At 67.4% G+C, this 18,187-nt stretch carries 17 protein-coding genes and 1 pseudogene; 10 read left to right on the forward strand and 8 right to left on the reverse strand.

All coding sequences use genetic code 11. From position 1 onward, the window contains the following. Positions 1-32 precede the first annotated feature (32 nt). The 4 genes and pseudogenes from WT97_RS00925 (at position 33) to WT97_RS00940 (ending at position 4,983) form a co-directional block, all read left to right on the forward strand. Positions 33-1,247, forward strand: coding sequence for a porin (locus tag WT97_RS00925; RefSeq protein WP_060352635.1), 1,215 nt, complete (start codon positions 33-35; stop codon positions 1,245-1,247). Positions 1,248-1,639: 392 nt separating this feature from the next. Further along, entirely contained in the window at positions 1,640-2,929 is a 1,290-nt protein-coding gene (locus WT97_RS00930; RefSeq protein ID WP_060352636.1) for an FAD-binding oxidoreductase, read from the forward strand. Positions 2,930-2,946: 17 nt separating this feature from the next. Continuing rightward, complete coding sequence (locus WT97_RS00935; RefSeq protein ID WP_060352637.1) at positions 2,947-3,504, forward strand: helix-turn-helix domain-containing protein; 558 nt, start codon at positions 2,947-2,949, stop codon at positions 3,502-3,504. A gap of 152 nt (positions 3,505-3,656) precedes the next feature. Then, positions 3,657-4,983, forward strand: a pseudogene (locus tag WT97_RS00940) (glutamine synthetase family protein). Positions 4,984-5,008: 25 nt separating this feature from the next. Here WT97_RS00940 and WT97_RS00945 read toward each other — a convergent pair. The 4 genes from WT97_RS00945 to WT97_RS00960 form a co-directional block, all read right to left on the reverse strand. Next, positions 5,009-5,536: a GNAT family N-acetyltransferase gene (locus WT97_RS00945; protein WP_059502552.1), complete on the reverse strand. Its 528-nt coding sequence runs from the start codon at positions 5,534-5,536 to the stop codon at positions 5,009-5,011. 47 nt (positions 5,537-5,583) lie between these two features. Then, positions 5,584-5,970 carry a lysozyme inhibitor LprI family protein gene (locus WT97_RS00950; RefSeq protein ID WP_059502554.1) on the reverse strand — a complete coding sequence of 129 codons (387 nt, stop codon included), beginning with the start codon at positions 5,968-5,970 and terminating at the stop codon, positions 5,584-5,586. Positions 5,971-6,024: 54 nt separating this feature from the next. Then, entirely contained in the window at positions 6,025-6,789 is a 765-nt protein-coding gene (locus tag WT97_RS00955; protein ID WP_060352638.1) for an N-acetylmuramoyl-L-alanine amidase, read from the reverse strand. Positions 6,790-7,032: 243 nt separating this feature from the next. Further along, entirely contained in the window at positions 7,033-7,485 is a 453-nt protein-coding gene (locus WT97_RS00960) for a type II toxin-antitoxin system RatA family toxin (protein WP_059502557.1), read from the reverse strand. 192 nt (positions 7,486-7,677) lie between these two features. Between WT97_RS00960 and WT97_RS00965 the strand changes: the two genes are divergently transcribed. Then, positions 7,678-8,718, forward strand: coding sequence for a bifunctional nicotinamide-nucleotide adenylyltransferase/Nudix hydroxylase (locus tag WT97_RS00965; RefSeq protein ID WP_059793393.1), 1,041 nt, complete (start codon positions 7,678-7,680; stop codon positions 8,716-8,718). Positions 8,719-8,791: 73 nt separating this feature from the next. Next, a complete protein-coding gene (locus WT97_RS00970) occupies positions 8,792-10,225 on the forward strand; it encodes a nicotinate phosphoribosyltransferase (RefSeq protein ID WP_059502560.1) in 1,434 nt (477 codons plus the stop codon). A gap of 42 nt (positions 10,226-10,267) precedes the next feature. On the opposite strand, the gene WT97_RS00975 is transcribed toward WT97_RS00970, so the two are convergent. Continuing rightward, positions 10,268-11,743 carry a PLP-dependent aminotransferase family protein gene (locus WT97_RS00975; protein WP_060352639.1) on the reverse strand — a complete coding sequence of 492 codons (1,476 nt, stop codon included), beginning with the start codon at positions 11,741-11,743 and terminating at the stop codon, positions 10,268-10,270. A gap of 124 nt (positions 11,744-11,867) precedes the next feature. On the opposite strand from WT97_RS00975, the gene WT97_RS00980 reads away from it, so the two are divergent. Next, on the forward strand, positions 11,868-12,755 hold the full coding sequence (locus WT97_RS00980; protein ID WP_060352693.1) for a DMT family transporter: 888 nt from the start codon (positions 11,868-11,870) through the stop codon (positions 12,753-12,755). Positions 12,756-12,929: 174 nt separating this feature from the next. Here WT97_RS00980 and lysA read toward each other — a convergent pair whose 3' ends face one another. Next, positions 12,930-14,168: a diaminopimelate decarboxylase gene (gene lysA / locus WT97_RS00985; RefSeq protein WP_059502564.1), complete on the reverse strand. Its 1,239-nt coding sequence runs from the start codon at positions 14,166-14,168 to the stop codon at positions 12,930-12,932. 108 nt (positions 14,169-14,276) lie between these two features. Between lysA and WT97_RS00990 the strand changes: the two genes are divergently transcribed. Together WT97_RS00990 and WT97_RS00995 are read left to right on the forward strand one after the other, a co-directional pair. Next, complete coding sequence (locus WT97_RS00990; RefSeq protein ID WP_060352640.1) at positions 14,277-15,191, forward strand: LysR family transcriptional regulator; 915 nt, start codon at positions 14,277-14,279, stop codon at positions 15,189-15,191. A 59-nt stretch (positions 15,192-15,250) separates the two neighbouring features. Beyond that, on the forward strand, positions 15,251-15,850 hold the full coding sequence (locus WT97_RS00995; RefSeq protein WP_060352641.1) for a GNAT family N-acetyltransferase: 600 nt from the start codon (positions 15,251-15,253) through the stop codon (positions 15,848-15,850). Positions 15,851-15,957: 107 nt separating this feature from the next. Here WT97_RS00995 and WT97_RS01000 read toward each other — a convergent pair whose 3' ends face one another. Both WT97_RS01000 and WT97_RS01005 read right to left on the reverse strand, forming a co-directional pair. Continuing rightward, positions 15,958-16,545 (reverse strand): DUF4142 domain-containing protein, encoded by a 588-nt coding sequence (locus WT97_RS01000; protein WP_060352642.1) that lies wholly within the window; start codon positions 16,543-16,545, stop codon positions 15,958-15,960. A 414-nt stretch (positions 16,546-16,959) separates the two neighbouring features. Then, positions 16,960-17,583: an HAD hydrolase-like protein gene (locus tag WT97_RS01005; protein WP_060352643.1), complete on the reverse strand. Its 624-nt coding sequence runs from the start codon at positions 17,581-17,583 to the stop codon at positions 16,960-16,962. Between the two features lie 160 nt (positions 17,584-17,743). On the opposite strand from WT97_RS01005, the gene WT97_RS01010 reads away from it, so the two are divergent. After that, positions 17,744-18,187, forward strand: coding sequence for a GNAT family N-acetyltransferase (locus WT97_RS01010; RefSeq protein ID WP_059502573.1), 444 nt, complete (start codon positions 17,744-17,746; stop codon positions 18,185-18,187).

The following is an 18,187-nucleotide window of genomic DNA, read 5'->3' on the forward strand; positions in this document are numbered from 1 at the left end:
ACATTCAACAAGGCAAGGAAGGAGACGGATCGATGAAGAAGCAGGCATCACAGGTCGCGCTGACCGCCATCGCGATGGCGGCGGCCGCACCGGCGTTCGCGCAGAGCAGCGTCACGCTGTACGGGATCGTCGACAACGGGATCGGCTACCAGAGCAACGCGACGGCGCTCGGCTCGACGAGCGGCGGGAAGTCGGTGGTCAGGATGAACCAGGGCGTGTGGGCCGGCAGCCGTTTCGGCTTGAAGGGTGCGGAGGATCTCGGCGGCGGCACGAAGGCGATCTTCACGCTCGAATCGGGTTTCAACTCGGGCACCGGCGCGACGCAGTACACCGATGCGATGTTCGGGCGGCAGGCGTGGGTCGGCCTGACCCATGCGACCTACGGCACGCTGAGCGCGGGACGGCAGTACGCGTCGTACTACCAGACGATGTCGGCGTTCAGCCCGACGACGTGGATCACCGGCTACTACGGCGCGCACCCGGGCGACGTCGACGGGCTCGACACGATCTACCGCGCGAACAACACACTCGAATACACGTCGCCGAAATGGTACGGGCTGACGCTGAGCGGCTCGTATTCGCTCGGCGGCGTGGCCGGCAGCACCAATGCCGGCTCGACATGGGCAGCCGGCATCCAGTACGCGGCCGGCCCGTTCGGCGTCGGCGTCGCGTTCGAGCGCGTGAACAATTCGAATACGGCCGGCGGCACGTGGGGCGCGAATTCGACGACGTCGAACGGCGGCGCGCAGGTAGGTGTGTCGGCGCTCACGAACGGCTACCAGACCGCGAAGGCGCAGCAGCGGTTCGCGGTGGGCTTGAGCTACCGGATCAGCGACGCGTGGGATGCGACGGCCACGTACACCAACACCGAATACATCCCGGGCACGGCGTCGAAGTTCGTCAACACCGCGATTTTCAACACGGCCGGCGCGGTGCTGCACTGGAAGCCGTCGGCTGTGTGGGATTTCGGCGCAGGTTATGCGTACACGCGTGCGACCGAGGCGAACGGCATCACGGACAGCGCGCAGTATCACCAGTTCAACCTGTCGCAGTATTACTCGCTGTCGAAGCGCACGGGGCTGTACCTGCTTGAAGCATATCAGCACGCGAAGGGCAAGACGCTCGGCACGAGCGGCGCGGGCAGCATCGTCGACGCGACAGCGACGCTGGGTGACGGGTTCAACTCCGCGCCGTCGTCGACCGGGAACCAGTTCGCGTTCGGTGCGGGCATCATTCACCGGTTTTAGACGCGCCGCGCGCGTTCCGGCGCTGGACAATGGCGGCTATACGTACGCGCGGCATAGACACGCGCCTGGCGTTGCGCAGCAAGCGTGTGGCCCGCCCGGCGTTTTCAAGCCGGTCCCAGGGTTGGCGGCGGAGGTGCTTTACCTCGCCGCCGGCTTGGGCGTGACGCTGCTGATGTCGATGACGGCGACGGCGATCAATCTGGGGGCGGCTTCGGTAAGGGCCTGGAGCGGAGTCGTTCCTTCCAGTCTCGAACTCGCCTGAACAGAGTGCAACTTTAGTTCGTCGGACTATTTCCTCTGACGACATGAACGTCGGTCCCCCGCTTGCCTGCATGAAATTGTCATGCTAGTTTTTCATGAAATTTCATGGCGAAATTTTCACGGGAGCCCGCATGTTCGTGCAGTCCGACCGTCACGTCGCAAGCTACTACGCCGGCACCTATCCGGCGCCGATCCCGCATCGGCCGGCGCTGGACGAACGCGTCGACGCCGACGTGCTGGTCGTCGGCGCGGGCTTCAGCGGCCTGCATACGGCGCTGCGGCTCGCGCTTGCCGGCAAGCGCGTCGTCGTGCTCGAAGCCAGCCGCGTCGCGTGGGCCGCATCGGGCCGCAACGGCGGACAGGCGTTGCTCGGCTGGTCGTGCGACATGCAGCCGCTCGAGGATGCGCTCGGCCGCGACGGCGCGCGCCTGCTGTGGGACAGCATGCGCTGGGCGGCGGCCGAGGTGCGCGAACTGCCGGCGCGGCACGGTTTCGACATCGACTACCGGCCCGGCAGCCTGTGGGCCGCGGTGCGGCCGCGGCGCGTCGCGATGCTGGCGCAAGCGCGCGACGAGGCGGCCGAGCGGTGGGGCTACGATCGGCTGCGCGTGATCGGGCGCGACGAGATGCCCGAATGGATCGGCGGCACGCGCTATCTCGCCGCGCTGCACGATCCGGAGGCCGGCCACCTGAACCCGCTGAAGCTCGCGCTCGGCCTCGCGCTGACGATCGAGCGCGCGGGCGGCCGCATCTTCGAACGGAGCCGCGTGCTCGACTGTCGCGAGACGGCGGGCGGCCACGTCGCCCGCACGGCGTGTGGCGAAGTGCGTGCAGACGTGCTGGTGCTCGCCTGCAATGCGTACGTCGACCGGCTCGATCGCGACCTCGCGCGCCGGCTGCTGCCGGTCGGCACGTACCAGGTCGCGACGGCGCCGCTCGCGCCCGACGTCGCGCGTGCGCTGCTGCCGCGCAACAGCTGCGTGATCGACAACCAGTTCGTGCCCGACTATTTCCGCCTGAGCCCCGACAACCGGCTGCTGTTCGGCGGCGGCTGCACGTATCTCGGCGGCATCCCGGCCGATATCGCGGCGGCGACGCGCCCGCACCTCGAACGCGTGTTCCCGCAACTGGCCGGCGTGCCGCTCGACTACGCGTGGGGCGGTCACATCGACATCAGCATGCGCCGCACGCCGGACATCGGCCGCCACGGGCAGCGTTTCTGGCTGCAGGGCTTTTCAGGGCACGGCGTGCTGCCGACGCTCGCCGGCGCGCGCGCGGTGGCCGACGCCGTGCTCGGCGACGCCCGCCTGCTCGCGCAGTACCAGCGCATCCGCAACCCGCGCTTTCCGGGCGGCGACCGGTTGGCCGCACCGCTCGAAGCGATCGGCAAGGCCTGGTACCGTCTGCGCGATACCGTTTGATTGCACCGGAATCCATCATGAACGAACAGGAAGAGATAGAAAGTCTGGCGATCCTGATCCGCGACCTGCGCAAGCATCGCAAGGTCACGCTGAACGATCTCGCCGAACGGATCGGCCGCTCGGTCGGCTTTCTGTCGCAGGTCGAGCGCGGGCTGTCGCGTCCGACAGTCGCGGATCTCACCGCGATCGGCGAGGCGCTCGATGTACCGACCACGTATTTCTACAGCCTGAGCAAGCCGCGCAGCGTGCCGTGGGTCACGCGGCCCGACGAACGCCGCACCGTGTATTACGCGGCCGGCATTACCGACATCCTCGTGTCGCCGAACATGCGTTCGCGCTTCTCGATCCTCGAAAGCCATCTCGCGCCGGGCGCGAGCAGCGGCGAGCGGCCGGTCGACGACAGCGACGAGCAGGGCGGCTTCGTGCTCGAAGGAGAACTGACGATCTGGCTCGACGGCGACGACACGCCGGTCACGCTCGGCCCGAACGATGCATTTCAGCTTCCCGCGCACAAGCGCTTCCGGTATGCGAACCTGACCGATGCGCCGACCCGCGTGATCTGGGTGTTCACCTGAGTGGCCGGCGGGGCGGGCGATGTCGGAGGCCGCCGCGCCACGCAGCCTGTTTGCAGTACTGATCGACCTGCGGCATGCGTTGCAACGTGCGCCGCATGAACCCGGTTCGCCGCGCTGCGGCGCCGCCATACGAGACATGGAAAGGATGAGACATGGCTGACGTCGTTCCCGCGCTGGTCGGTGAAGTCCGCGCATTCCGGCAGGCGCATCCCGAGATCCGTTATGTCGACCTGATCTGCCTCGATCTCCCAGGGCATTTCTACGGCAAGCGCTATCCGATCGACGCGCTCGAGAAAATCGCGTCGGGCGCGCTGCTGAGGCTGCCGCAGAACTGCGTGCTGCTCGGCACGCAGGGCGGCCTCTACAAGATCGGCGATTACTGCTTCAACGACGGCGATCCCGATGCGCCGCGCCGCCTGATCCCCGGCACGCTGAAGCCGGTGCGCTGGGAGCGGCAGCCGCTCGCGCAGATGCTGATCAGCTCCGACGGCACCGATTCCCCGATCGAATTCGAGCCGCGCGAGGTGCTCGCGCGCGTGCTGCGACGGTTCGCGGCGCGCGGCATCCGGCCGGTCGTCGCCTTCGAGCTCGAGTTCTACCTGTTTGCCGCGCAGCTCGAGCAAGGCATGCCGCAGTATCCGCGCGACCGCCTGAGCGACGACCGCGACGATCAGCCGAACATGCATATCGAACGCCTGTCGCGCTTCTCCGACGTGCTGCACGAGATGGTCGACGCCGCGCGCGAGCAGGGCGTCGATGCGACGGTGATCACCGCGGAGCTCGGCCCCGGTCAGTTCGAGATCAATTTCGGGCATACCGACGACGCGCTGCGCGCGGCCGACTGGTCGGCGCTGTTCTGCCGCAGCACGCGCGGCGTCGCGTTGCGGCATGGCTATCGCGCGAGCTTCATGGGCAAGCCGTACCTGCACGCGCCGGGCAGCGGGATGCACGTGCACGTGAGCCTGTACGACGAGGCGGGGCACAACCTGCTGGCGGCGGACGGACAGCGGCCGTTGCGGCATGCGGTTGCCGCATTGCATGCCCGTGTTCGCGCCGAATCACAATGCGTTCCGGCGCTACGGGTCGATGGTGAACGCGGCGAGCCGCGCGAGCTGGGGTTTCGAGGATCGCGACGCCTGCATCCGGGTTCCTGAGTCGGACGCACGCAATCTGCGGATCGAGCACCGGCTCGCGAGCGCGGATGCGAACCCGTACCTGGTGCTTGCTGCGATCCTCAGCGGGATGGAGTACGGGCTCGATGCGCGGCTCGAGCCGATCGCGCCGCTCAACGAGGATCGCGGCAGCGGCATCGATTTTCCGAAGGAGATGCTGTCGTCGGTGGCCGCGATGCAGGATCATCCGGCCGTGCGCGACAGGCTCGGCAGCGAGTTCGTGATGGTGTACTGCGAGAACAAGCGGCAAGAGGAGCTGGATTTTCGCAACGAGATTGGCGCGCGGGAGTATCGGTGGTTTCTGTGAGTGCTGCGTGTGTCGACGAAGCCGGTCAAGGAAGTGCGCGCCAGTAGCGCACTTCTTCGATCGGCGTTCCGTCGATCTCGAAGGTCTTGACGTCGTCTTCGGAGACGAAGCCCTCCCGTTCATAGAATGCTCTTGCACGACGGTTTTCGACGAGTACCCAGAGCGATACCCATGCGTGACCCGCGGCGTGCAGCGATCGGCATGCATGCTCGACCAGCGCCGCGCCGATGCCTTGCCCGCAATGCGACGGATGCAGATAGATCGCTTCGATTTCACCCCACGCATGATCCTTGTCGGCATCGCGCGTCGGACCATAGGCGATCCAGCCTGCCGCGTCGTCGCCTGTGAATGCGAGCGCGACACGCGGGCGACCGGCGTCGAGCGCGCCGCGCCACAAGATCGTGCGTTTTTCGACCGAGAGACCGGCGAGGAACGGGGCCGGCATGATACCCGTGTAGGTGGCCTGCCACGATGCGACGTGGATGTCGGCGATGGTCGGTGCGTCGGCGGATGTGGCCGCGCGGATGTCGATCGTCGTCGTGTTCGGTGCCATGCGTGCCCCGTGTGATCGATTGCAGTATGCCGTGTGACTGTCCGACCTTACTCGCCGAGCTTCGACGTCACGCACCCGGTGCTCGAGCATTCGCGTTCACGCTCGCGCAGGAACGACAGCCGCGACTGCGTCATGTCGTTCGCGCACTGGATATCGACGAGGTAGCTGCTGCCGCGCGCCTCGCTGCACTGCGCGTCGCGTTGTTTCAGCCACGCGAGCTGGCCGGCCTTCAGCGTCGCCTGTTGATCGCCGCTCAGTTGCTTGCGCAGCCGGCCGTATTCGTCGTTGAGATCTCGGTCGGACTGCGAGAACTGCGTGCTCGTGCAATACACCTGGTCGAACGCGCTGCGCGGCTTCCCGCAGCCGGCCGCGTGCGCGGCGAACGGAACGGCGAGCGCGAGCAATGCGGAGGATGCGAGCAGATTCTTCTTCATGGTGATGCTCCTGGCTGGATGAAAATCGTCGAATCCGACGGGCGATGACGTCGTTTATTCGGGGGTCGTACATGCGTCGATGCCGCCCGCGATCGCGGCGGACAGGCGCTGGATCGTCTCGCGCCGCGCGAGCCGTGCTTCTTCGTCCGGATTGACGATCACGCCGGCTTCGACGAGCACGGCCGGAATCGGCGCGGTACGCAGCACGACGAGATCGTCGAAGCGATGGATGCCGAGCGACGGATCGATCAGCGGGCGGTTCTCGCCGCGGATCGGCTGCGCGTGATACAGCGAAGGCCGTTCGCCGGCCGCGACCAGCCGCTGGGCGATCGCCTTCGCGCAACGCAGGCTCTGCGCGTAGTGCGGATTGCGCGCCGACACGAACACCGAGAAGCCGCGGAATTCGCGTTGCCGGCCCGCGTCGATGAACTGCTGCTGCATCGAGTCGTGATGGATCGACACGAACAGGTTCGCATCGGGCGCCTGCGTCGAGCGCCGATCGAGCGCGATCTCGCGGCCGTCCGCCGACGTGCGCAGCACGCGGACGCCATGCGCGGCGAGTTTGTCGGCGACCGCGCCGGACAGGTCGAGGTTGTACAGGTATTCGACGCGGCCGCTCGCACCGGTGGAGCCCGGATGCGCCGGCGTATGACCGGTGTCGACGACGATATAGCGCCCGGTCGCGGGCCCGGTAGCCGGCGTGTCGATGGTGTCGGCCGCGTGCAGCGCCAGCGGTGCGCCGAGCAGTGGGGCGCACGCGAGCACGTGCGCGGCGGCGCGCACGAGCGGGCGAAGGCGTCGGAGGGTTCGATGCGTCATTGTTGTTGTCGAGAAGGGCGTACGGCGCGTCGATCGGCGCGCCATCGTCGGCCTGCTCAATGCAGTCGGAATGTCGCGCGATTATAGCGGGTGGTGGTGCCGCTGCAATGACGACACGGCAGTTGTCGCACCGGCCGAAAGCCGACGCTCGGGCCGGTCGCGCGGGGCGGCGAGCATGGCGTCGACGGTGTCGTGCGTATGTCCGGATCGCACGTGCGCAGCCTGCGGCCGGCGGTGCGCCGGTCAGCGCGGCAGCGCTTCGGCTTCGGCCCAGCGCTTGAACGAATCGAGGCGCCGGCGCGTCTGCACGAGATAGAACGCGCCGATCAGCGGTTCGAGCAGCCAGCGCAGCCAGGATGGCTGCGCACGGAAGTGGTACGTGAACTTCACCTCGGTCGATCCGGGCGTGTGCTCGGTGAAGTTCCAACTGCCGCTGAAGCGTTCGAGCACCTTCGGCCCTTCGACCATTTCGACGGCGGCGACCTGCGGCGGACGGTACGAGATGTAGCGCGACACCATCGTCGCGCCCGACTGGCTGCGACAGAACGCGTCGACGCCGACATCGGCGGTCGTTCCGTCGAGCAGATACGCATCGATGAGAAAGTTGTCCCACACGAGCCGGCGTCCGTAATCCTGCGACCACGTGAACAGGCGCCTGCGATCGACCCCGACGGTCCGGCTGACTGAGATCCTCATGAGGGCGGGCGCCAGCGGCGCGGATTGGGATGCGATCGAGTGTACTGCGCCAAAAACACGTGTTTCGTCAGACTTCGTCAAGTCGAGCGTGTGCTCGAATACACTCGATTGACGCATCTCGGGAATTACCCTAGGATTCATTCCAACCCTTCGGGACAGACCCGGAGCGTTTCAATCTCTTGAGGGAGCCTCATGAGTACGCAACAGAACCGGCGCTTCGACGCGCTCGTTTTCATTGGTCGTTTCCAGCCTCCGCATCGTGGTCACCTGAACGTGCTGAAGTCGGCATTGAGCCGGGCCGAGCGCGTGTGCGTGCTGATCGGGTCGACCGACAAGCCCCGCACCATCAAGGATCCGTTCTCGTTCGACGAGCGCCGCCAGATGCTGGCTTCGCTGCTCGACGCGTCCGAGCGCGATCGCGTGACGATCGCGCCGCTGCAGGATTCGACCTACAACGACGGCGACTGGGTGCGCTGGGTGCAGGAGGCCGTCGCGTCCACGCTCGGCGACATCGCGCAGCGCAAGGTCGGGCTCATCGGCCACGAGAAGGACGCCACGTCGTATTACCTGCGGATGTTCCCGCAATGGGAGCTCGTCGACGTCGACGCGACGGAAGACATTTCCGCCACCGAGATCCGCGACCAGTATTTCGCCGAACGAACCAACAGCTTCGTGCAGTGGGCCGTGCCGGAACCCGTGTTCGGCTGGCTCGAGCGTTTCCGTACGCAGCCGGAGTTCGCGCAACTGAAGTCCGAGGCGGAATTCATCGCCGCGTACCGCAAGGCCTGGGCCGCTGCGCCGTATCCCGTCACGTTCGTGACGGTCGATGCGGTGGTCGTGCACTCCGGGCATATCCTGCTCGTGCGCCGCCGCAGCGAACCGGGCCGCGGCCTGTGGGCGCTGCCGGGTGGATTCGTGAACCAGGACGAGCGGCTCGATGCCGCATGCATCCGCGAGCTGCGCGAGGAAACCGGCCTCAAGCTGCCCGAGCCCGTGCTGCGTGGCTCGATCAAGGATCGGCAGGTGTTCGATCACCCGACGCGGTCGCTGCGTGGCCGCACGATCACGCATGCGTGCCTGTTCAACTTTCCGACCGGCGAGCTGCCGCGCGTGAAGGGCAGCGACGACGCCGACAAGGCGCGCTGGGTTCCGCTCAACGAATTCGCGCAGATGCGCAACGTGATGTTCGAGGATCACTTCGACATCGCGTATCACTTCCTGGGGAAGCTGTGACGCGCTGATTCCCCGCATTCGGTCCGCCGCGACAGACGCGGCGGCACTTCAACGGCCTAGAGGAGCTCTAGCCATGCAAAACGATCCCGGCGGCTTTGCCTCGGTTCTTTCCAATCCGATTCTCAATACGGATTCGTACAAGGCTTCCCACTTCCTGCAATATCCGCCGGACGCATCGGCGATGTTCTCGTACGTCGAATCTCGCGGCGGCCGATACGACCGCACGCTGTTCTTCGGCCTCCAGATGCTGCTGAAGGAATATCTGTGCAAGCCGGTCACGCACGCGATGATCGACGATGCACGCGATTTCTTCGCCGTGCACGGCGAGCCGTTCGACGAAGCGGGATGGCGCCATATCGTCGAGCACTACGACGGCTACCTGCCGGTGAAGATCCGCGCGGTGCCGGAGGGTTCGATCGTGCCGGTGCACAACGTGCTGATGACGGTCGAATGCGAGGATCCGCAGGTGTTCTGGCTCGCGTCGTATCTCGAGACGATGCTGTTGCGCATCTGGTATCCGGTGACGGTGGCGACCCGCAGCTGGCATGTGCGCCAAACGATTCGCCGCTTCCTCGAAAGGACCGACGACGATCTCGCGCAACTGCCGTTCAAGCTGCACGACTTCGGCGCGCGCGGCGTGTCGAGCGCGGAATCGGCCGCGATCGGCGGCGCCGCGCACCTCGTGAGCTTCATGGGTTCGGACACGGTGCTCGGCGTGCTGGCCGCGAACCGCTTCTATCGCGAGCCGATGGCCGCCTATTCGGTGCCGGCGGCCGAGCACAGCACGATCACGTCGTGGGGGCGCGAAGGCGAGGCCGATGCGTACCGCAACATGATCGGCCGCTTCGGGTTGCCGGGCGCGATCGTATCGGTCGTGTCGGACTCCTACGATCTGTTTGCCGCACTCGATCTGTGGGGCGGCGAACTTCGGCAGTCGGTGATCGATTCGGGCGCGACGCTCGTCGTGCGCCCCGATTCCGGCGACCCGGTGACGATCGTGCTGCAGACGGTGCGGGCGCTCGATGCGTCGTTCGGTTCGACCGTGAACGGCAAGGGGCGGCGTGTGCTGAACCGCGTGCGCGTGATCCAGGGCGACGGCGTCGACGAGCAGTCGATCGAAGCGATCCTCGTCGCGCTCGACGAGGCGGGCTACGCGGCCGGCAACGTCGTATTCGGCATGGGCGGCGCGTTGTTGCAGCGTGTGAACCGCGATACGCAGCGCTTTGCGATGAAGTGTTCGGCCGTGCGGCGCGGCGGTGTGTGGCACGACGTCCGCAAGGACCCGGTCACCGATCGGGGCAAGCGCTCCAAGGCGGGGCAGCTCACGCTGCTGCGCAATCGCCGCACCGGCGAGTATCGGACGGTGACGCTGCCGGTTGCGTGGGACGATCGTGCGCTGGAAGGCGAATGGGACGAGGCGCTCGAGACGGTGTTCGACACCGGGCGTTTGCTCGTCGATACGTCGTTCGCCGAGGTGCGGGCGAGGGCGCACGCGGGGGAAGCGTGACGCAGGCGGCGGGGCATCCCGCCGCGGCACGGCCGGTTCGCGTCACTTGCCGGCCAGCACCCGGCCGCCGGCATCCGCCGGCGCGCCGCCGCGTTCCACCCCATGCGCCGCGTCCATTGCCCGCGCAAGCGCATCGAACACGGCGGGCCCCTTGCAGCGCGACACGTTGAAGCGCATGTACGACGTCGCGCTGCGCGACACGCTGAATACGTCGCCGGGCGCGAGCACCACGTCGCGGTCCAGCGCGTGGCGCGCGACGCGCGCGGCGTCGAGCCCGTCCGGCAATTGCGCCCACACGAACAACCCGCCGCGCGGCTCCGTCCAGATCGCGAGGCCGGCTCGCGCGAGGCTCCGGATCGTTTCGCCCATCGCATCCGCGAGACGCGCGCGCAGGCTGTCGAGATGGCGTCGGTACGTGCCGTCGATCAGCAGCCGGTGCACGACGTTCGCGCCGATCTGCGCGTTGCCGAACGATGTCGCGAGTTTCAGGTCGACGAGCGCGTCGATCCATTCCGGGCGCGCGGCGACATAGCCGCAGCGGATCGCGGCCGACAGCGTCTTCGAGAAGCTGCCGATCGACACGACGCGCGACAGTCCGTCGAACGCCGCGAGGCGCGGCGCGGGCGTGCTCTCGAAATCCGCGAAGATGTCGTCCTCGACGATCAGCAGCCCGTGCTGGGCCGCGAGCGTCAGCAGCCGGTGCGCGACGGGCGGCGCGAGCGTCGCGCCGGTAGGGTTGTGCAGTGCCGCGTTGGTGATGTACAGGCGCGGCCGGTGCTCGGCGAGTACTTGCTCGAAGCGCACGAGATCGGGGCCGTTCGGCGTGAACGGTACGCTGACGATCCGCGCGCGGTGCGCGCGCAGCAGCGCCTGGAAGTTGAAGTAGCACGGATCGTCGAGCACGACGGTATCGCTAGGTTCCAGCAGCAGGCGGCACACGAGGTCGAGCGCGTGCGTGCCGCCGTCGGTCAGCATGATCTGCGCGGGTTCCGCGTGCACGCCGTGCTGCGCGAGCCGCCATGCAAGCTGCTGGCGCAGCGCGGGCAGGCCGAGCGGCGTCGCATAGTCGGTCAGCGCATCGGATTCGTCGCGCGACACGGCGCGCAGCGCGCGACGCAGGCTTTCGTCGGGCAGCCACGACGACGGCAACCATCCGCAGCCGGGCTTCACCGACGTCGGCGCCGCTTCGAGCGACTGGCGCGACAGCCACAGCGGATCGAGCTCGCGATCGAGGCGGGGGCCCAGCTCGGCGAGCGCGAGCGGCGGGGCGTGGCCCGACACGTAGAAGCCCGAACCGCGCCGCGCGACGAGCACGCCTTCGCTCGCGAGCCGCTCGTACGCATCGACGACCGTCGATTTCGACACGCCGAGGGCGTCGGCCATCATCCGGATCGACGGCACGCGCGCACCGGGCATCAGCGCGCGGCTCGCGATTCGCGCGCGCAGGGTATCCATGACGGTTTCCACACGCGTACGCGACGGCGCGGGCAGAGCGGGAATCGGGGCGGAATGGCTCATGGCGAACGATGAACTGTACGGCCGGTTGTTCAGTACAGTTTGTCTGAATTGTATTGGGCTGTAGCTTACGTCGTTTTTGCCGACGGCGGATCATCGGTCATCCATCTTCCATTCAGGGTTGACCGTGCAAAAGACGACCGACGGATGGCTCAGCGGCATGCTGGGCGTCATCATCTTCAGTGGCTCGCTGCCCGCGACGCGTGTCGCGGTGCAAGGGCTCGACCCGCTGTTCCTCACGTTCGCGCGCGCGACGATCGCCGGTGCGCTCGGCCTGCTGCTGCTCGTCGTGCTGAAGCAGAAGCGGCCGTCGCGTGCCGAGGCCGTGTCGCTGGCCGTCGTCGCGCTCGGTGTCGTGGTGGGGTTCCCGTTGCTGACGGCGCTTGCGCTGAAGCACGTGACGTCGGCGCATGCGATCGTGTTCGTCGGGCTGCTGCCGCTTGCGACCGCGCTGTTCGGCGTGTGGCGCGGCGGCGAACGGCCGCGTCTGCCGTTCTGGATCTTCTCGATCGTCGGCAGCGGTGCGGTGGCCGCGTTCGCGTTGCGCAACGGCGGGCAGGCATCGGTGCTCGGCGATGCGCTGATGCTGGCCGCGATCGTCGCGTGCGGGCTCGGTTATGCGGAAGGCGCGCGGCTGTCGCGCCAGCTCGGCGGCTGGCAGGTGATCTCGTGGGCGCTGGTGCTGTCGCTGCCGCTGATGTTGCCGCTCACGTGGCTGACCTGGCCCGCGTCGTTCGACGGCGTCGACGCCGCCGCGCTGTGGGGGCTCGCGTACGTGTCGCTGTTCAGCATGTTGATCGGCTTCGTGTTCTGGTATCGCGGGCTTGCACTCGGCGGGATCGCGGGCGTCGGCCAGTTGCAGCTGCTGCAGCCGTTCTTCGGCCTGCTGCTCGCGGCGGGGCTGCTGCACGAGATGGTGCCGCCGTCGATGGTCGTCGTGACGGTCGTGGTGGTCGGCTGCGTGGCGGGTGCGAAGTACTTCTCGAAGATGGCGCCCGTGCAGCGCGCGGGGTGAGGCAGGCGCGGCGGCGTGCCGCGCATCGGGCCGACGTTACCCGATGCGAGGCCGGCGGCAACGCGATGGCTGCCGATGCGCACGATCGCGATCGTGAACCCGGCCCGAAGCAAAACGGCCAGGCTGCCGGTAGCGGCAAGCCTGGCCGTTGGCGTTCGTCACGCCGTACGCGTGTTACTCGAACGTCTCCAGCGCGAGCAATTCGCCGATCGTCTGCCGGCGGCGGATCAGTCGCGGCGTACCGCGATCGACCAGCACTTCCGGCGCGAGCGGCCGGCTGTTGTAGTTCGAGGACATCGACGCGCCATACGCACCCGCGTCGTGCAGGAACAGCAGGTCGCCGATCTGCGGCTGCGCGAGCTTGCGGTGCGTGACCACCCCGCCGGCATCCTGCGTGAACACGTCGCCCGATTCGCACAGCGGCCCGGCGATCGCGAGATCGACGAGCGGCCGGCCGGCGGGCAGCGCGCCGTCGTGCGCGTGCACCGATACCGCGTGATAGCTGCCGTACATCGACGGGCGCATCAGGTCGTTGAAGCCCGCGTCGATCAGCACGAAATCGTGTTTCGGCCGACGGTTGACGGCCTGTACTTCGGTGACGAGCGTGCCGGCTTCGGCGACGAGAAAGCGGCCCGGTTCGATCTCGATGCGCACCGGATGGCCGAGATGCCGTTCGATCCGCTTGCGCGCGGCGTCCCACTGGCTGAAGTAGTGATCGACGTCGACACGCGGTTCGCCGTCGCGATACGGAATCGACAGGCCGCCGCCGGCCGAGATCGCGTCGATGTCGTGGCCGAGCGACGTGACGAGATCGACCATCGCGTCGCACACCTGCGACAGGTGGCCGTAGTCGACGCCCGAACCGATGTGCATGTGGATGCCGACCAGCTTCAGCCCGTACTGGCGCACGATCTCGATCGCGCGCGGCACGTCGTCGATCCAGATGCCGTGCTTGCTCTGCGGGCCGCCGGTGTTGGTCTTGTTGCTGTGGCCGTGGCCGAAACCGGGATTGACGCGCAGCCACACGCGGTGGCCGGGCGCATGCTCGCCGATGCGCGCCAGCATGTCGAGCGAACCGGCGTTCACGGTCACGCCATGCTTGAGCACCGCCGCGAGCGTCGGGCGATCGATCAGGTCGGCCGTGAACACGACGCCTTCCGGCTCGCCGCCCGGGCTGAAACCGGCCGCGAGGCTGCGTTCGATCTCGCCGAGCGACACGGCGTCGACACACGCGCCTTCCTCGCGCATCAGCTTCAGGATATGGACGTTCGAATTCGCCTTCTGCGCATAGCGGATCACGTCGAACTGGCGCAGTTGGGCAATGCGGTTGCGGATGACGTCGGCGTCGTACACCCACAGCGGGGTGCCGTATTGCTGCGCGAGCGTCGCGAGCTGGCGGGAATCGAGGGACATGGCGGATGAATCGGATCGAATGAACGGATAACCGGATGATGCGCCTGATTGGCTATACGGTAAAATGCTTATCTATCGATACTCGATTCATTTTTGATATATACGATCATGCTGACGCACCGTCATATCGAGGTTTTTCGCGCGCTGATGGTCACCGGCAGCACGACGCGCGCAGCCGAAATGCTGTACACGTCGCAGCCGACCGTCAGCCGCGAGCTGGCGCGGATGGAGCAGGTCGTCGGCTTTACGTTGTTCGAGCGCGCGCACGGCCGGTTGCGGCCGACGATGGCCGCGCTCACGCTGTTCGACGACGTGCGGCTCGCGTATGTGGGGCTCGAACGCGTCGCGGCGACGGCCGCGCGCCTGCGCGAGTTTCGCGACGGGCAACTGTCGGTGATCGCGTTGCCGGCGTTCTCGCACGCGATCCTGCCCGGTGCGTGCCGGCGCTTTCACGGGGCGCATGCGGGCGTCAGCGTGTCGGTCGCGACGCAGGAGTCGCCGGTGCTGGAGGAGTGGCTCACGGCCCAACGTTACGACCTCGGGTTGACCGAGCGCGACGTCGCGCCGGCCGGCACCGTACTCACGCCGCTACTCGAAGTCGACGAGGTGTGCGTGCTGCCCGACGGCCACCCGCTGCTCGCGCAGGACGCGATCGATCTGTCGGATCTCGCCGACCGCCCGTTCGTGAGCTTGTCGCTGAACGATCCGTACCGCATCCTGATCGACGAGGCATTCGCGCAGCTCGGCGTCGCGCCGCGTTCGGTGGTCGACACCCCGTCGGCGGTGTCGGTGTGTGCGTTCGTGCGGCAAGGGCTCGGGGCTGCGATCGTCAACCCGCTCACGGCGCTCGATTTCGTCGGGCGCGACCTGCACGTGCGGCCGCTGACGCGCTCGTTTCCGTACCGGGTCAGCGTGGTCGTGCCCGAGCACCGGCCGAAGAGCCTGCTCGTCGATGCGTTCGCCGATGCGCTGCGCGGCGAAGCGAAGGCGATCCGCCGCCGGCTGGCCGCACTCCTCGGCTAGCGGCGCCGCCGTATGATGGTCGTTTCGCCGCCATCATCCTCGTTTTCCGGAATCCCGTCATGACCGACGCATCGTCTTTCCTCGAGCAACCGACTCTCGCCGGTGAGCGTGTCGTCCTCCGCCCGCTCGTCGTATCCGACCGGCAGGCGCTGCTGGACGCCGCGGCCGACGGCGAGTTGTGGAATCTCACGGTCACGGTCGTGCCGGGCGCGCAGACGGTCGACGCGTACATCGACACGGCGTTGCAGGGGAGAGCGGCCGGCACCGTGATGCCGTTCGTGATCGTCGATCGCGCGTCGGGCCGTGCAATCGGCAGTACGCGCTTCTGGAAAATCGATCGCAAGAATCGCAAGCTCGAGATCGGTCATACGTGGCTGAGCGAATCGGCGCAGCGTACGCGCGCGAATACCGAAGCGAAGTGGTTGCTGCTGGCTTATGCGTTCGACACGCTGCAATGCGTGCGCGTGCAGTTCACGACGGACGAGCTGAACGAGAAATCGCGCGCGGCGATCCTGCGGCTCGGTGCGAAACAGGAGGGCATCGTGCGCCACGAACGGATCATGCCGGATGGCCGCAAACGCAACTCGGTGCGCTTCAGCATCATCGACGACGAATGGCCGGAAGTGCGTGCGCGACTCGAGGCGAAGCTGGCGACGTAACCCGTAACGCGGGACGCTCGACGTGCGTCGCGCCGCCGGCAGGGGAGGCGGCAGCGCGACGGCGGAGGAAACGGTGCGCCGCGCACGATGCGCGGCGCTGCACCGCCTTACTGCGCCGATGCGAGGTGATGACGCTGCGCGAGCTTCTGCGCGTCCGCGTAGTGCGCCTGCAGGATCGGCAGCGCCTGGCGTGCGACTTCCTTCAGCTTGGTGTCGCGGCCCGACGCGATTTCGGCCTGGAACGCCGAGATCGCCTTCTGCTGGCCGGCGAGCGCGACCTGTTCGATATAGGCCTTGTCGAACTCGGCGCCGCGCAGGCTCTTGATGCTGTTCAGCACGGTCGTGTCCGGGTCGTTGGCCGGCACGTCGACGCCGCGCGGGCTTGCCGCGCGCATCGCCTGGATGATCTTTGCATCGTCGGTCGACACGCGTTGCGCGAACGCCTTGACCTGGCTGTCCGACGTGCGCGAATCGGCGATGCGTGCCGCGTCGTGCTGGGTCGACACGGTCTTCGTGCCGTCCGTGATGAAGGCCTGGTCGGCTTCGTGAATGCGCGTCGCGGTCGCGGCCGGCGCAGCGGACGCGCCGGGCGCCGGTTGCGCGGTTTGCGCGGTTTGCGCGGTCGCCGTCACGGCGACGAGAAGCAGGCCAGCGGCAGACAAGGCAAGGCGCGAAATATGGGGAAAGCGGTTCATGGGACCTCCTTTCGATCGGGGCTCTGGTTGAAAAACGGATCGTGCGATCCGTCGCTGTGCGAGAGACCGGGCGCGCCCGGGCCGGAGTCGACCGCCGCTCTGCCGCGGCGCCGGTCGAAGTGGGTTGTCCGGCCCGACTGATTCTAGGAGAGCGCTCGGGTAGCAGGTGCAACCGTGCTGTGGTTTGTGTAACGGTTGGTAAGACGAATCGAGGGGCATGCGTGCAGCCCGGTAGCGAGTACCTGATACGCATGCGGCGATGGCAATTTTTGCGCGCGCGTGGCGCATGCAATGCATGAGATGCGCGTGCGTGTCATCTGCAATTCATCGGCGTGATGGCGTCGCAGCCGTGGCCGTCGCGATGGCCGCGCATCGGGCGAGTGGGCTGCGTGAGGGCGTGGCGTGCGTGAAGCGTTACACGCGATCGAGCAGCGCATCGAGGCGCGGCAGCAACGGCGTCGCGCAATGTGCCTGCAACGCGTCGGGTGCCGTGTAGCCCCACGCGACACCCTGAAAGGCGATACGTGCATGCCGTGCCGCGTCTGCGTCGCGGATTTCGTCGCCGACGTACAGCACTTCGTCGGCGCGCACGCCGGCCTCGCGAACGAGCGCGCGCAGACGGCGCGCCTTGCCGAACAGCGGAATGCCGCAGGCGAAATGGTCGACGCGCGCGCCGGCGCGCGGGCCGAGCCGGTCACGCACGATCTCCTCGGTATTCGACGTGGCGATCGCGATGCGGATACCGCGCGCGGCGAGCGCGTCGAACGTTTCGTCGACCCCGGGGAACAGCCGCACGTGCGCGACGCGCGGCCGCATCAGGCGGCGCATGTCGATCGTCACGCGCGGCACTTTCCACATCGGCACCTCGAGCGCGCGGACGATGTCGCGCGCCGACATGCCGCGCAGCGCCGGGCGCAGTTCGGGCGTGGCGTCGCGAAAGCCGTGCAGGCGCGACGCCACCGACAGCGCGGCGAGAAAACTGTCGAGCGAATCGGCGAGCGTGCCGTCGAAGTCGAAGGCGACGAGGCGGTAGGTCATGAAGCAGCGTCTCGGTTTATCGGCGGATGCCATTGTCGCCGAATCGAGGATGAGCAGTGCGGCTGTTCGTCCACGGCGGACACTGGTGCCCCTTGTTCCGCACCCCACGGCGCGGTATCGTCGATGCTCCGCCTTCCGCCCCTCGCACCGGAGAACAGACGTGCCCGCTGCCACTCCCGCCACGCTCAGATTTTCCACCGACAAGCGCGAACTCGACATCGACGCGATCTTCGAATTCCTGCATCGCGACGCGTACTGGTCGCAGGGCATTCCGCGCGACGTGGTCGAGCGGGCGATCGAGGGCTCGCTGTGCTTCGGCGCGTACGTCGGCGACCGGCTCGTCGGGTTCGCGCGGCTCGTCACCGATCACGCGACGTTCGCGTATCTGTGCGACGTGTTCGTGTTGCCGGCCGAACGCGGCAACGGCTACGGCCGCGCACTGATCGACCATGTATTCGCGCAGGAGATGGTGCAGCGGCTGCGCCGCATCATGCTCGTCACGACCGACGCGCACGAACTCTATCGGCCGGTCGGTTTCGGTCCGCCCGCGAATCCCGAGCGGCTGATGGAGATCCGCCGCCCCGACATCTACACGAAACGCTGA

Origin of the sequence: Burkholderia sp. MSMB1459WGS (assembly GCF_001534535.1) — a bacterium.
In the GTDB taxonomy this organism is placed as follows: domain Bacteria; phylum Pseudomonadota; class Gammaproteobacteria; order Burkholderiales; family Burkholderiaceae; genus Burkholderia.